This window comes from Paenibacillus sp. NPDC056722, assembly GCF_042790635.1.
GTDB classification, from domain to species: domain Bacteria; phylum Bacillota; class Bacilli; order Paenibacillales; family Paenibacillaceae; genus Paenibacillus_AQ; species Paenibacillus_AQ agri.
On the sequence record NZ_JBHTYV010000001.1, the window covers coordinates 700,448 to 715,122 of the forward strand.

At 47.8% G+C, this 14,675-nt stretch carries 13 protein-coding genes; 7 read left to right on the forward strand and 6 right to left on the reverse strand.

The features are described from left to right. Positions 1-31: 31 nt before the first annotated feature. From ACFRAM_RS03375 to ACFRAM_RS03390, 4 genes are all read left to right on the forward strand, one after another. Entirely contained in the window at positions 32-877 is an 846-nt protein-coding gene (locus ACFRAM_RS03375; RefSeq protein WP_379464523.1) for an oxidoreductase, read from the forward strand. Beyond that, on the forward strand, positions 870-1,478 hold the full coding sequence (locus tag ACFRAM_RS03380) for a TetR/AcrR family transcriptional regulator (protein ID WP_379464524.1): 609 nt from the start codon (positions 870-872) through the stop codon (positions 1,476-1,478). Before ACFRAM_RS03375 ends, ACFRAM_RS03380 begins: the two co-directional genes overlap by 8 nt. Positions 1,479-1,738: 260 nt before the next feature. Beyond that, positions 1,739-3,370: an AraC family transcriptional regulator gene (locus ACFRAM_RS03385; RefSeq protein ID WP_379464525.1), complete on the forward strand. Its 1,632-nt coding sequence runs from the start codon at positions 1,739-1,741 to the stop codon at positions 3,368-3,370. Between the two features lie 115 nt (positions 3,371-3,485). Beyond that, positions 3,486-4,502, forward strand: coding sequence for an ABC transporter substrate-binding protein (locus tag ACFRAM_RS03390; RefSeq protein ID WP_379464526.1), 1,017 nt, complete (start codon positions 3,486-3,488; stop codon positions 4,500-4,502). Between the two features lie 244 nt (positions 4,503-4,746). On the opposite strand, the gene ACFRAM_RS03395 is transcribed toward ACFRAM_RS03390, so the two are convergent. Together ACFRAM_RS03395 and ACFRAM_RS03400 are read right to left on the reverse strand one after the other, a co-directional pair. Continuing rightward, complete coding sequence (locus ACFRAM_RS03395; protein ID WP_379464527.1) at positions 4,747-5,544, reverse strand: ABC transporter permease; 798 nt, start codon at positions 5,542-5,544, stop codon at positions 4,747-4,749. Between the two features lie 4 nt (positions 5,545-5,548). After that, positions 5,549-6,460: an ABC transporter ATP-binding protein gene (locus ACFRAM_RS03400; RefSeq protein WP_379464528.1), complete on the reverse strand. Its 912-nt coding sequence runs from the start codon at positions 6,458-6,460 to the stop codon at positions 5,549-5,551. A 170-nt stretch (positions 6,461-6,630) separates the two neighbouring features. Here ACFRAM_RS03400 and ACFRAM_RS03405 point away from each other — a divergent pair, with 170 nt between their 5' ends. From ACFRAM_RS03405 to ACFRAM_RS03415, 3 genes are all read left to right on the forward strand, one after another. Further along, entirely contained in the window at positions 6,631-7,368 is a 738-nt protein-coding gene (locus ACFRAM_RS03405; RefSeq protein ID WP_379464529.1) for a LytR/AlgR family response regulator transcription factor, read from the forward strand. Further along, positions 7,361-8,680, forward strand: a complete 1,320-nt coding sequence (locus tag ACFRAM_RS03410) for a GHKL domain-containing protein (RefSeq protein WP_379464530.1) — start codon at positions 7,361-7,363, stop codon at positions 8,678-8,680. The genes ACFRAM_RS03405 and ACFRAM_RS03410 overlap by 8 nt, the downstream gene beginning before the upstream one ends. 62 nt (positions 8,681-8,742) lie before the next feature. Beyond that, on the forward strand, positions 8,743-9,279 hold the full coding sequence (locus ACFRAM_RS03415; protein WP_379464531.1) for a CDP-alcohol phosphatidyltransferase family protein: 537 nt from the start codon (positions 8,743-8,745) through the stop codon (positions 9,277-9,279). An 81-nt stretch (positions 9,280-9,360) separates the two neighbouring features. Here the strand turns inward: ACFRAM_RS03415 and ACFRAM_RS03420 are convergent, their stop codons facing one another. From ACFRAM_RS03420 to ACFRAM_RS03435, 4 genes are all read right to left on the reverse strand, one after another. Then, positions 9,361-10,125 carry an ABC transporter ATP-binding protein gene (locus ACFRAM_RS03420; protein WP_379464532.1) on the reverse strand — a complete coding sequence of 255 codons (765 nt, stop codon included), beginning with the start codon at positions 10,123-10,125 and terminating at the stop codon, positions 9,361-9,363. A gap of 64 nt (positions 10,126-10,189) precedes the next feature. Beyond that, positions 10,190-12,529 carry an ABC transporter permease gene (locus tag ACFRAM_RS03425; protein WP_379464533.1) on the reverse strand — a complete coding sequence of 780 codons (2,340 nt, stop codon included), beginning with the start codon at positions 12,527-12,529 and terminating at the stop codon, positions 10,190-10,192. Positions 12,530-12,565: 36 nt separating this feature from the next. Continuing rightward, on the reverse strand, positions 12,566-13,849 hold the full coding sequence (locus ACFRAM_RS03430; protein ID WP_379464534.1) for an MFS transporter: 1,284 nt from the start codon (positions 13,847-13,849) through the stop codon (positions 12,566-12,568). 14 nt (positions 13,850-13,863) lie between these two features. Next, positions 13,864-14,502, reverse strand: a complete 639-nt coding sequence (locus ACFRAM_RS03435; protein WP_379464535.1) for a TetR/AcrR family transcriptional regulator — start codon at positions 14,500-14,502, stop codon at positions 13,864-13,866. Positions 14,503-14,675: the final 173 nt, after the last annotated feature.

The window sequence follows — 14,675 nt, forward strand, 5'->3', positions numbered from 1 at the left end:
GAGAGCACAGAAATTCATGGGAGAGGATTATATGAGCGTTTGGTTTATTACAGGAGCATCGCGCGGCCTCGGCGCAGAAATTCTGCGTGAAGCGATAGACCATGGCCATCAGGTTGTGGCTGCAGTACGAAATCCCGATGCTATCGCAGCGCTGTATGCCGATGCGGGCAACCGTTTATTGGCCGTACAAGTGGATGTTACGAACGAGGAACAAATTCAGGCGGCTGTGGAGACCACGGTTGAACGATTCGGCCGTATTGACGTACTGGTTAACAATGCGGGACGCGGGCTGCTCAGCGCTGTTGAGGAAGCCTCCGATGCTGCCGCCAGGCTGGTCTTTGACACCAACGTATTTGGTGTCCTGAATGTGAACCGTGCTGTCCTTCCGGTCATGCGGGCACAGCGTTCGGGGCATGTGTTCAACATTAGTTCCGTAGGCGGATTCGCCCAAAGCGCAGGTTGGGGGATCTATGGTGCTACCAAGTTCGCACTTGAAGGGTTCTCGGAAGCGATGCATGCCGAATTAGCTCCCGTAGGCATCAAGGTGACTATCGTCGAGCCAGGCTATTTCCGGACAGACTTTCTGGATTCATCCAGCCTCCATACAGAAAGCAACATCATCGAGGACTATAGTGAAACTTCCGGCAAAATGCGCAGCTATGCAGGCAAGATGAATCATAATCAGCCTGGTGATCCGGTCAAAGCAGCACAGGCAATATTGAAGGTTGCGAGGGAACAGGAACCTCCGCTCCGCCTTCAGCTCGGTTCAGACTGTATTTCCCGTGTAGAGGCCAAGCTTCACTATGTACAGAATGAACTGAATCAGTGGCGTGAGCTCGCACTCTCCACAGATTATGGAGATGCACAGGTTGGTTAAGAGTACAGATACCGCAGACAGCGCCGCCTTGAGCAAGCGCCGTAATCCCCGTAGCCAGCGTGCCCATGATGCTGCCTTGCTAGCCGCGTCCGAGCTTCTCGAAGAAGGCGGCCTTACGGTGGCGACAGTCGATGCTATCAGCGAACGATCGGGTGTAAGCAAGGCCACGCTGTATAAGCATTGGCCTAACCGCACAGCTATTGCGGCGGAGGCCTTCGGACAGCAGATGGCTGAAGCGATTCCCCTGCCCGACACCGGCACCGCCGTAGGCGACTTCACAGAGCAAGTCCGGCTGGTCAGCCTCTTTTATGCCAGCCACGCCGGTACGATCTTTGCCCAACTGCTTGCCGATGGCGTATTTAACCCTGAATCCGGCGCGTTCTTCCGCGAATTCTTTCTTAGCGGAAGACGGGCAGCTATCCGGGAGCTGTGGGAGCGCGCGTTGGCCCGCGGAGAAGTCAAAGCCAATATTGATGTGGAGACGGCAACCGATATCCTGTTCGGCCCGCTTATTTTCCGCCTGATGAGCGGACATGCTCCACTTAATGATGAAGAAGCAGCGAACATTGCTTTTGCCGCGCTTAATGGATTGATGAGATAACAGACCAGAAAGATGAACAATCTCCGGACAACCCTGTTGCCGGAGATTGTTTGTGTTGTGGATGAATGGGCACGCACGGCGACCTTCAGGTCACGGGTGACAAGCAGAATATCTAGTTCTTTCGATCAAATACTCAAGCTCTCCAGAAACTGCGCTCTAAGCCAGCTGACATGAACAACGATTGTCCGCCCGTCATAGATAGAGTACAATATTGAATGATAATGGTTCTCATTTATGATTTCATGATTGAGGTGTAGGAAATGAATTTACCCGAAGAACGTTTTTTGATGATAAAAAGAGTTGTGCAGCCCTCACTGCCCTACTCGCCTGATCAAATGGACGGAGTTGACCAGACAACCGAATATTCGCTTTTTGCTGTGCTTGAGGGATTCGGTTCGATGACACAATCAGCACCAGATCACAGACTACTGCCGCTCAGTCCTGGATCTGTATGGCTTAGAGTGCCTGTTGGGAACGAAAAATGGGTTATAGATTCACAACAGAACCTGCGCATCATCCAAGTTGACTTTCAGTTTCCTCTGCCCGAAGACGAGGGGACAGAAACTGAAGCGTTATATAAAGCCTTACGGGGCAAGGAATCTGTGCTAAAGTCGCCCACTATAAATATGCAGGCTATTGAGTTCACAAACGATTTGTTAAAACAATGGAATCGACTAGCAGAAGTTGATTTGTCCACGCTGAACCATCTGCTTAAAGAATTTCTGGAGCTTCTCCTGAAAAAGGAACGGCAAGCTCGTGAAGGCTCCCCAAATGCCATCACCCGTACCATTCAATATATGGAGCATGCCTATACGGCCAACATCCGCCAGCAAGACCTATCCAGAATCGCAAACATGACAGCCTCACATTTCTCTTATGCTTTTCGCAAGCAAACCGGACTGCGGCCTATGGATTATTTATCTGACATCCGGATTCGTCATGCGAAGCAACATCTGCACTGTAATGGTTTAAATGTAAAAGAAACCGCTCAACAGGTCGGATTCACAGATGAGTATTACTTTAGCCGCCGGTTCAAACAGCGTGTAGGCATTTCACCCGCCGCCTATGTACATATCAAAAGAAGTTCGATGAATATTATTGCTCTTAGTTATACAGGGCAATTGCTTGCCCTTGGCGTGAAGCCGCTAGGAGCTCCGCGCCAGCACCTGGCGAATCGGGCGGTTGACTCCTTAAAGGCGGGCATTGCGGATATCGGTGACTTTTACCGGATTGATCTTGACGCCGTAGCTGCGTTCTCCCCCGACCTCATTGTGACCGCACAGGAGCTGCCGCATCTGGAAGATTATCGTCTTCGTCTGAAACGAATGGCGCCGCTTGCCATCATTCCCTGGGATAATCAGGATGTGTTCGGTCACCTCCGGCAAATCGCCGGAATACTCGACAAAGATCAGGAGGCGGAAGCCTGGATCAACCGGCACGGTGAGCATTCAGCGCTGGCCAAAGCGGAGCTTCAACCTTATATCGATTTTAGTGAGACTGTGTCGCTCCTAAGGATTGTGGACGGACACATCGGTCTTTGGGCCGGAAAAGAATTCGGTCATGTCTTGTATCAGACGCTCGGACTGAAGCCGCCGCCTGCTGTATCCCTCTTAATGGATGGGAACAAATACTTCACTCCACTATCGCTTACTCTAGATAAGATCAAATCTTATGCGGGAGATCATCTTTTTGTGTCGGTCGGTGATGACCCTAGCTCTCAGGCTTTTTACGGCAACATAACAAGTCAGTCCGAATGGCAAGAACTACGTGCTGTGCAAAATAACACTGTCTATCAGGTCTCCGATACCATCTGGAAATTCTATGAGCCACGTGCGATCTCGGCACAGCTCCAGGATGCTGTTCAGCGATTCCGCTCCCGCCGATCTTCCTGAATTTGAGCAGAATACCGCCCAAATCGACATCTAGTCCATTCTCAACCGGAAATGAGCCGTATATGATAATCTCTATTGAGAATGAATATCAATCATCAAAGGAGCGGTATACCCAATGAACCGAAATAAAATACTCGTCAGCTTGTGTGTATTCATATTGATTATGGCGTTGACGGCATGCGGACAGGGAAACAACACTAACACAGCAACACAGCAGTCTTCTTCTCCGGCCCCAGATAACGCTCAGGCGTCAGCCACTTCTGAAGCTACTCCATCGTCCAACAATTCAGAAGATACTACTGTAGCAGGCACGAGAACGATCAAGGATGACCTTGGACATGAGCTGCAAATTCCCGCACATCCAAAGCATGTGCTTGCTCCATACTTGGAAGATCCGCTAACCGTGCTTGGCATTAAGCCAGTCGCACAATGGGCCAACGGCGATATCGTTCAGGAGTATCTGCAGAACGAGCTGGCCGGGTTGCCAAAGGTAGACTTCTCAGCAGGCGGCCTGGTTCCCGAACAAGCAGCTGCCCAGCAGCCGGATCTGATTATTCTGATCTTTAAGGAGTGGGCCGATAAAGGGATGTACGAGTCCTATTCCAAAATCGCACCGACCTATGTGTTCGAGAACGGCATGACCGATTGGCGAAAAACACTGCGCACACTCGGAGATTTGCTCGGTCAAACGGATAAAGCAGAACAGGAGATTAAGGCTTTTGACAGCAAGGTTGCTGATGCCAAGGAGAAAATCAAAGGAGCGATCGGGGACCAGGAGGTTGCTCTGCTGTGGCCGAGCGGCAAGAATCTCTTCCTGCTCAGCGCTCAGGACTACAGTGGTAAGCTGCTCTATGATGAACTGGGTATCAAGGAGCCTGCTCTTGCCCACGGACAAAGCTTCCAGGATATTTCGCTTGAGAAGCTGCCGGAGATCGGCAAAGGTCATATTTTCCTGATCACACAATATAACGATACAGAATCAGGACAATTGATGACCAGTAAGGTATGGAAGGGTCTTCCTGCTGTCAAGGAAGGACGGGTACATGAGATCAGTTGGAACCACTGGATGAATAATGGACTGATTGCCAACCAGTTGAATTTAGAAGATACGCTCAAGGCCCTGGTGAAATAAGTTTCTTAACGTAAAAAATGAACAGTTGACTAACGCCGCTCTATTTCCCGTTTGCACTGGGGAAAGGAGCGGCGTTATACTTATCGTAATATTTCTATCTTTAAAATCCCCCGACAACAATGTTGCCGTAGCTTTTTTAGACCTGGCTTGCTTCGACCCCGCTCACCCTATATCGATACCAACAAACAGCACACAAAAGACAGCTATGACGACTGCGCCCACGATCATAAGGGTCTTGTTTGATTTACGCATGAATATCTCTTCTCCCGAACGAAAAATAGGTAATAGACATACAGATGGCGATGATCACCAATGGAATGACAAGCACTTCAACAACACTCTTCGTCCCTGACAGGATAACACGCTCTGAATTGACAACGTAGACACCCGAGAATTTCATAATTTGGGTCGTCAGCGTATATCCCGATAACTCACGTACCAATGCAGAAGAAGCCTCTCGGCAGTAGCCGGTGATAAGAAAGTCACCGAAGATAACAAGAAAAGTAGCCACTACCGCCGAGGCTGTTCTTCTAATAAATATCCCAACCATGATGATTAGAACCGCATAAGCGGACAAGTATAGCACATTCAGCCCCAGCACACGGATAACCTGAATCGCGTCCGTTTTCAATCCGCCATTGCCGATGACGCTTCCCGAGATCAAGGCAGCCGACATATAACACACATAATAAACACCAAAAAACTGAATGACCCACACAAAGATGAAGTTTAGCGCAGAGATATATTTTCCCGTAATGTAAGCAAATCGACTCTGGCCTGAAGCAAGGACAAGCTTTATGGAACCATATTCATATCCTTCAGTCGCTAAGAAGCAGACATAAGTAGGAATGACAAAATAAAGAAAGAGCGATAATTGCGTTAACAGGATCAATGGCTGTGCAAGGTTGATGATCTCGAAGTTATTTTTGCCGCCCACCCAGAACGCCAGCACAGCGCTTGCAATAAAGAACAGTAGAGAAATTCCGCGGAACATCGTATCCTTTTTTATAAAATAAGCTTGTGCCTTCAGAAAATTCAGCATCGATTCATCCTCCTATCAGATCCATGTAATAATGCTCAAGACTCGCAGCAGACAAGTGGATTCCCTCAATGGGTATCCCTTGCTCTATGAATACCGTCATGAGCTGCTCCAGATCCGCAGCAGACTTGGGAACCCGGATTTCGTTAGCACCCGACCGTATGAATGAATGGATATTTAGCTCATTTTCCAGCACATGTATTGCAGCGTCTGCCTCTGGAGTTTGAATACATATCTCTGTCTTCGCCGATTGCAAAAGCTCTTCAGCTAAGACCTCCTTAATTAGTCTGCCTTTATGTATAAACCCGAATTTGGTAGCGATCAGCTGCAGTTCGCTCAGAATATGACTGGAGATCAGGATCGTTACGCCTTGCTCCTTAACTAGTCTCGTTAATACGTGTCTCATCTCAACGATTCCGCCAGGATCAAGCCCATTCATTGGCTCGTCCAGCATCAGAAATTTCGGTGCGTGAAGCAACGCGACAGCCAGCCCCAGCCGCTGCTTCATTCCAAGAGAGTATTCTGAGGTGTTCTTCTTACGATTGTCAGTCAATCCGACCAGACCCAACACCTCTTCAACTCTATGAGCATCCGATATTCCATGAATCCTGCTATAGAAGCTCAAGTTCTCTTCACCATTCATATGTGGATAAAGAGCCGGGTGCTCAATCAGAACGCCTATTTGTTTTCGGGCCTGCGCCAGCTCCCTCCTTTTGCTTCGCCCCATCAGCGTAATAGACCCCTGAGTCGGATGGATTAATCCGCTGATCACTTTCATTAGAGTAGTTTTACCGGCCCCATTCTCACCAACAAATCCGTAGATGTCACCCTCTGCAATTACCATGTTGATATTCTCGAGTGCCGCTGCATTCCCATAATGCTTGGTTAATCCTTCCGCTTGAAAGATAGTAGTATTCATTCCTTCGCTCCTCTGTGGTTTCGTCTGCTGCGCATGGATATGAATCTACCATGTTTAGTGTGCTATCCAACGGCAGACGTAACAAACAGGAGAGTTATTGTAACTTCTGCCGTTGCCTGATCTCCTAAATAATGTATGATTAACGTATATAGCCAAAGGGGAAGAGTTACATGATACATATCGCCATCTGTGATGATGACAAACCAACAACGGAACAGCTGGAGGACATGATCCTTAATAGCTCCATATATCGAACCGAAAAGCTCGATGTCACCATCTTCTATTCAGGTGAAAGCTTCACGAAAGCCATTCAACACAGCTGTCACTTTGATCTTGTATTTATGGATATCGAAATGGAAGGGATTAGCGGAGTTACTGCGGGGCATATTTTGCGGGCAGATTGTGATAACGACAGGGTGCAGCTTGTTTATGTCTCCAGCCACGAAGAGTATCATGTGCAGCTGTTTGATGTACAGCCCTCAGGCTTTCTCAAGAAGCCCTTGCACCAAGCGTCCTTCGAACAGAAGCTGATCTCCCTTATTCAGAACATCAAGCGCAAACGCCAGCGAAGTAAGCCAAGATTGCTGCCTATTAACCAAAAAGGGATTGAAACGCTCGTTCCGATCCGTAATATCATGTATCTGGCAAGTGATCGCCGCAAAGTTATTCTGCGTACCACCGACGAACAATTGGAATACTACAGTACATTATCCCTAGAAGAAAGTAAGCTTCCCTCCGAGCAGTTCGTTCGCATACACCAGTCGTATCTTGTGAATTTCTTTTATGTAAAGCAAATCCTGGCTAGAAGAATGATCTTAACCAGCGGAGAAGAATTACCCATTAGCGAAAAACAAGCTGCCGCAGTGAAAAAGAGCTATTTGAAGTTCAGGGGGAGTCTGATTGAATAGTATCGTTCTGGATGAGTTTTTTTATGAAATTACGCTGATCGCTCTCCCGTTTATTATTCATTATTTTTACAGCCACTACTTCACCTGCCGCGTGGAATCCAAGCTGTACCTCGCTGCGATTTACACAATCTATTATATTTTCGTAACTCTGCTGCACTTCAGTTCATTACCCGGCATCTGGATGCTTGCACTCAATGCAGGCTCTATTATACTTCTGTCCTTTCTCTACCATGGTCAGGCAAAATGGCGCATCGGCGCCGGTTTATTCATCGTCTCCCTCATTCTACTTACGGATGTTGCCATAGGTGTCATTCAGAATTCGGGTGGTTATATCCTCTCGCTGTTTCTGTCGAAAATGATGATGTTTTTATTGGTCCGGATGACGCTTCACTTTACTAGAGCTTTTGGCAAGGGCGATCTAAGTCCCTGGTATTGGGTCGGACTATTCTGTTTCCCATTCATTGGTATCCTTGGAATTACGGGATTGACGAGTAACCTGACCTACCACGGCTCCCCTGTCTTGTACTCGATTTTTTCCAGTGGCATGCTGGCCATTCAGTTCTTGATGATCCTTTTATGCGATAGGGTGCTCACCATTCAATCGGCGCAACACAAAAACTCGCTACTGGAACAACTAAATATTTATTATATCAATCAGTATCTGCTTACAAAAGAACGACAGGAAGAAGTCTTTGCCTTTCAACATGACTTCAAAAATATTTTACTGGGCCTACGGTCGCAGCTGCAATCCGGGGAGAAAAGAGCAGGACTCAGCGAGGTAGAAAAGCTTCTGGAGCGCATAGAAGATACACCCGGATGCTGCAACACCGGGACCATCCTGATCGACTCCATTGTCAATTACAAACAGCAAGTAGCCGAGAAGCTGGGCATTGCTTTTGAACCCGACATCCGCATTCCGCCCCATCTGGATTTGGAGACCAACACGCTCAGCATTATTTTGGGAAATACGCTCGACAATGCCATTGAAGCCGCCAAGCAGCAAGGTGTGACGAAGCCCTATATCAAATTCCAGCTGCACTATTTGAATGAGACATTGTTCATTAGAATTCAAAATCCATATCAACATCAAATACGACAAAATCAATTCGGAGAACTGACAACCACTAAAAAGGACAAGCAACTCCATGGGCTGGGCTTGAAAAGTGTTAAAAAGATGGTGGATGAAAGCGGCGGGATATGGAATATCTCCTATGAGAATGAGATTTTCCAGGTGGAGATTTGTCTATTTAACGTTGGAATTTCATCTGCTTCACAGGATCATTACGAAGACAACCGTGTGACCATGAAATAGAATAATTCGAACGGTCCCGGTTGGTTACTTAACCATATTCTCCAAAAAGGAGGTTAAGCGGCATGAAGCATACTGCTAATCTCATTTCACTAAGTCGGATAGTTCTCACGCTGTGCATGTTGTTCTCCTTCAGCCACGTATGGCTCTTCACGTTGTTGTATCTGCTTTGCGGGCTGAGTGATGTGCTTGATGGATATATCGCACGCCAAACAGGCACCCAAAGTGAATTTGGAGCCCGTTTGGATACGGTAGCGGATTTGCTGTTTTATACATTGATCATCGTATTTACCGCAATCCGGCTTGGTCAGGGCACGCTGGTCTTTTTGCCATGGATTATTATCATCGCCCTGATTCGTATAGCAAACGCCATCATCGCAGCTTACAAATATCATTCATGGGTTATGTTGCATACGTGGGGAAACAAGCTGACTGGGGGGCTTCTTTTTCTAGCACCGCCACTCTACCTCATCCTGCAGAATCCAATGGTATTCTGGCCAGTATGTATAGCCGGGGTGCTATCATCAGTGGAGGAAGGCGCGATTCATCTCACCTCTGCACAGCTCAATATTGATAGGCAGAGTATTTTCAAAGCGGAATAAAGCCCGGTCGCTACAGTTCAAAGTCCCCTCCATTCCACCTACCTTAGCGCCCCTCCATGATTTTCTGCAATAATCAAATGTTCAAAAGCCCATGTTCATCAGCCAAGCAGTCAGCTTCTCTTCCCTCCCCTTAAGGTCATTATTCCTCTTTTCGTACCTGCCAAGCCGGTGTTCTGCGGCAATGCTGCCATCGAGCATATACAGTACTCGTTCTGCCTCGGCAGCAACCTTGGTATCATGCGTGACCAGTAGAATCGTTGTTCCTCTCCGATGGATCTCGGCGATAATCTCCATAATCTCTGCGGCTGCCTTGGAGTTCAGCGCACCTGTTGGCTCATCGCCGAAGAGGATATCCGGTTCGTTGATCAGGGCCCGGCAGATGGCTGCCCGCTGCATCTGACCTCCTGACACCTGCGTGATATCGCGTTCTGCCAGTGCGGCAATGCCGGATCTTTTCATTAAATCAGCGGCTTTTTTATTGATACTTGCACGTCTATTTTTGTTCGCCCGGTAAGCAGGCAGGATGATATTATCACGGATATTCAGGTTTTTTAACAGATGCATCTGCTGAAAAATAAATCCCATCTCGTGCAGCCGGAGTTCCGCTAGCTCCTCCTCGGCAAGTCGACTGATCTCCCGCCCCTTAAAAACCACCCGTCCCGCACTGATTCCATCCATGCCGCTGATCGTATACAGTAACGTGGATTTGCCTGACCCGGAAGGCCCCATAACCGCCACGAATTCCCCCTGCGCTATCTGAAGCTGGATCTCTCGCAACACCAATTGCTTGGCACCTTGTCCTGAGGAATACGCTTTAGATAATCCGCTGGCTTCTAATATGTACATCTCGCCATCCCCTCTCATACTGTACGCCCGCTATCCTCTCATCCTGTACATCCCGCTATTCCTCTCATTCACTCATCTGTACCGCAATACTGGATTTTCTGATGAACATTGTGCTCACGAATGTTGTCACTTCGACAACCAGAACAAAGACTAGCGGAAGCCACCCATACACTGTCATAGGTTGAATCACAAACTGAATCTTTGAAGCCCCCATCATCGATCCAATCACCCGAACCACACCTTGTCCAAGGCTCCCTGCCGCAATAGTTCCCAGAGTAATACCCAGCCCAGCTATTAGAAGCATGCGCACCAGATACTGACGACGAATATCCCCGAGAGAGAACCCAATACTCCGCAGAATGGAAATTTGTGAGGCATCTTTTGCCAACAGCATTTTTAGAAACAGTGAGGTAATCAGCATCGCAATGGCTAAGGAAACGGCAATAATCAGGATAGTTGCGAGCCGCAGTTGTGTGATCATACTCCCTAGAGTCTGGGACAGATAACTGTCCAGATGCGTGATTTTAGCAGGGTAAAAGAGTTTGGCATATTGATCCACCTTCGCGCTCACCCCAACACCCGGCTTGACATCTATAGCCACTACATACCACATAGCAGTCTTAGGATCGTAGGGCAGTCGCGCTTTTGCCGTTCGGCCACCGTTCGTGATATCCTGATAGACTCCGCTGACTTTCATTTTTAGCTGGGTTCCACCCGCGGCCAATAGCAGCTCTTCCCCTAACCTTTTGTTCAGGTCTCTGGCATTCAGATCCGAAAGTGCAATTTCATTACTCTTTTCGGGAGCCGTACCTTCAATGTATGACAACGGGAAAATAGAGAAATCCCCACTCTCAACATTTAAGCTCTCCCATACTCCATCACTACCCAGCACCTTAAAACGTGAGGTCACCAGTGGAGAAAACTTCTCGATGTCTTGATCCTTTTCAAGCGTTCTTAGCATAGATTCAAACTTGCGCTCGGTAGACCCCGATTGCTGCAGGTCAATTCGAATATCACTCTTCCCTATTCCCATATAAGTAATGAACTGCGGGGATTGCAGCGTGTGCAGCATATTCACCGGTACAATAATGATGAACGTACAGATCATAAGAATAGACAGCAATAATCCGTACATTTTGAAGCGTCCCACAACATCCTTGATCCCGAGAAAAGTATTCACGTTCATCCATTTGCACCGATGGAGCGAAATCACACTGGTGTTAAGCTTCGTCGCCCCGGCAGTGCCGGACCGTAGTGCCTCGACCGCCGTGATATGGTTCAGTCTTCCTAGCATTAGCTTACAGAAGAACACGACTGTGGCAAATACAAGACCGACTGCCAGAACAGGCACAAGATACTGCAGCAAGCTTGGTGAAGCTGTTCCCAGATACAGGCTGATGTTGGCCGTAAAAATCCGTATCACAGCTAAAGAGGCCAAATATCCCAGCAGCGAAGACGATGCTGCCATGACGATGTATTTTGCCATATAGATAGCTCTGATCTCAGACTGTGGAATCCCGATCGCTTTCATGACACCAAGCTCCCTGTAATCCTCTTCTAGTGCGGCAATCATCGTGAACCTGAGGCATAGCAGGGCAATAATCATTAGCAAAATACTGGCTAAAATAATAACGAGTGCAATGACGCCATCGGTCAAGGCATTCAGCGTCTTGAATAATGCATAGTCCACCGTCGGACCTTTAGCAGGTAGGCCTGAAGCCTCATAAGCACTGCGAAATTCGCTGAGTCTGCTTCGATCCGTGAGTTGGAACTCGATCAAATATTCAGAATCCTTGAACGATTGCTTAAGAACTGTATAGTCTCTGTCACTCACCACAAAACGCTTGGAGCTGACAAGGGCCGGATTCATCTGAACATCACGAACAAAATCAACGATGGTGAACGTATACTCCCTGGTCCCAGCAGTTATGGTGACGGGATCTCCAATGCTCAAATGGTTCTGCTGTCTGTAGTAGATGGGAACAGCGATTTCGCCCTCTGACAGCTGAATCACCTCATTCTCCAAATTGAGCAAGAAATCAAACGATAGATTCTGTCTCACAAAGCCAATATCCATCACACTATTGAGTTCTGTCTTGGATTGATTGCCTAGCATGATATTCGAGCCGTCTATACGCAGCATCTCTACCGTCTGCTGTTTCTTCACTATAGGATTGGCCGATACGAATCTTTGGATCACTCTGTGATTGATTGGACCTTGGTGCATCTGAACAAAGTGGGGAGCGTTCGATTTAAGCAGCAAATGGTTCAAAGACCCCGATAACTCCATGATGATATGGGAAGCACTGGCCACAAGTAAGGCCGATAGCATAATGAACAGGAAGAGTCCGATCGTCACAATTTTATTACGCTGAAAATCTTTTATCGCAATCTTCAACAGCATGTCTCCATATCCCCTCCTCTCTTTGAATAAAATCAGCTATGGCTTCTCCAGTGAAGTGATAGATTTAATACTGGGAATCAAGAAGGCAAGGACGACAATCAGCAAGCCGCACACGATAAATAACAGACCGATCCCCCGTCCTTCCCCAATACCTATCACTCTCCCGACCGTAGTAACCAGGAATCCCCCTTCCCGTAACATCGGGTTGAAGATACGATCCGCAAGCACCCCGGCCAGTGCGTATGCTGCCACATAACCTAGCTGGGACAAGATGCCAATAATTCCCCAGGCCCTGCCCTGAGCTTCATTCGGAATATTGGAGCGGATCATTACATCAGCACTTGTATTAATGAAGGGAATAACTGTGAAGAAGAGAAAGGCCGCTCCAGCAATAAAATAAATATTCGTCGTCAAACCCACCGCAGCATAGAACCACCCGGCTATCCCCAGCCCGATCCCCAGCAGCTGGATATAGTTGCTCTTCATACTGAAGATACCGATGATCAGACTTCCGACCAGCATTCCGATGGCACTTACAGACATTACCGTACCAAGTGTTCCTGAATCTGTGAGAGGTAAAAGCATGGGAGTAAATAAAGTCTGGAGAAAACCAATGTAGAAGGTTACCATCGACAGAATAAAGGTCAGAGAGAGCACGCCCTTGGTGGAAGTCAAGACACTCCATCCCTCCTTCAGTTCCTTGACAAAAGACGATGGTTCCTTGACATGGAGAGTTGTCCCGAGGGTTCTTTTCACAGCCAGTATCGTCAGAAACGTCACTAGAAACGTGAAGATGTCGATCAACAGCACGACCTTGATGTCAAACAGAGACAGTAGAATTCCGGCGATCACCGGGGAAAGAAGATACTTGGAGGATGCCGCAAGCTGGACCAGACCACTGGCCTTGGCAAATTGCTCTTCGGTCAAAAGGTCCGTGATCGTCGCTTTGTAAGCGGGATCAAGCAGAGAAACAAAGATTGAACTAAAGGCTACACCCACACAGATCTGCCATAGCGGCGGATCACCCACCAGCATCGCCACTAGAATAAAGACAAGGCCAACAGCAGAGAACAGATCGCCCAGCAACATGAGCAGTCTGCGGTCAAATCGGTCTGCGAGCACCCCGCCGATCGGTCCAAGCAAGATAGACGGGAGAAAAGCACAAAGCGTCACCAACGCTACACTGGTGGCTGTACCAGTCATTTGATAGACATAAACACCGAGTGCAAAGGCAGTCAGACCGCTGCCAATACTGGAAATCCACTCCCCCGTCCACAGGATCAGAAAGGGTCTAAACGACTTATGGCTTGCTCTCCCCATACTTTCTCATCTCCTCATCCTTTGGGCCGTTGTGCAAACATCTGCGCTACATAAGAGAAGCTGCCTTTATCCGCCCCCAGCATCGTCTCCATGATATAGATGAACGCTCCAATCTTCTGCGCGATCTCCTCCGGCTGCCAGCGGAAGATCCCTTCATCGAACAGAAACTCCGAGGTGGTCAATAGGAACTCTACCGATTCCTTGGGATACGGTGTACGGAACAGCTCCTCTCGTATTCCTTGCTCTATGACCTCTGTCAACACAGGTGTCAGGTGAAGAATGGTCTGGGCCAGGCTTTTCTGGTGTATCTGGGCATTGTCCGGTTGGTGGAACTGCTCAATCATATGTTCCTTTCGGTCATCATCTGGCTTCTGGGCCATAATAATGGACAATAGCTTCTCATGGACAGTCAGATCAGGATTGCTCGCAATCTGCTTGGCTGATGTCACCCCTGCCTCGATGAAACGCATAACCACAGCATCCATAACCTCTTCCTTGGATTTAAAATAATAATAAAAGGTGCCTTTGGCGATCCCGATTTCCTGCAATATATCGTTCACTGTCGTTCCGGCGTATCCTTTGGTATAAAAAAGCTTCTCCGCCGTATCCAGAATTTCATTTCTACGCTCTTCAGGTTCTTTCGTAATTCTCATTGGATGATTCCTCCATTCACTATGTAGACCGACCGTCGGTCTATAATAGATTACACCTTGATCCAAATAATGTCAACCGTTAGCAAAGAGGGACTACTATCATACTATTTAAAAAAACAGGGGCTTATCCCTCCGTAGAAAAATCTACTTCCGGAATAGCCCCTATGTTTAAT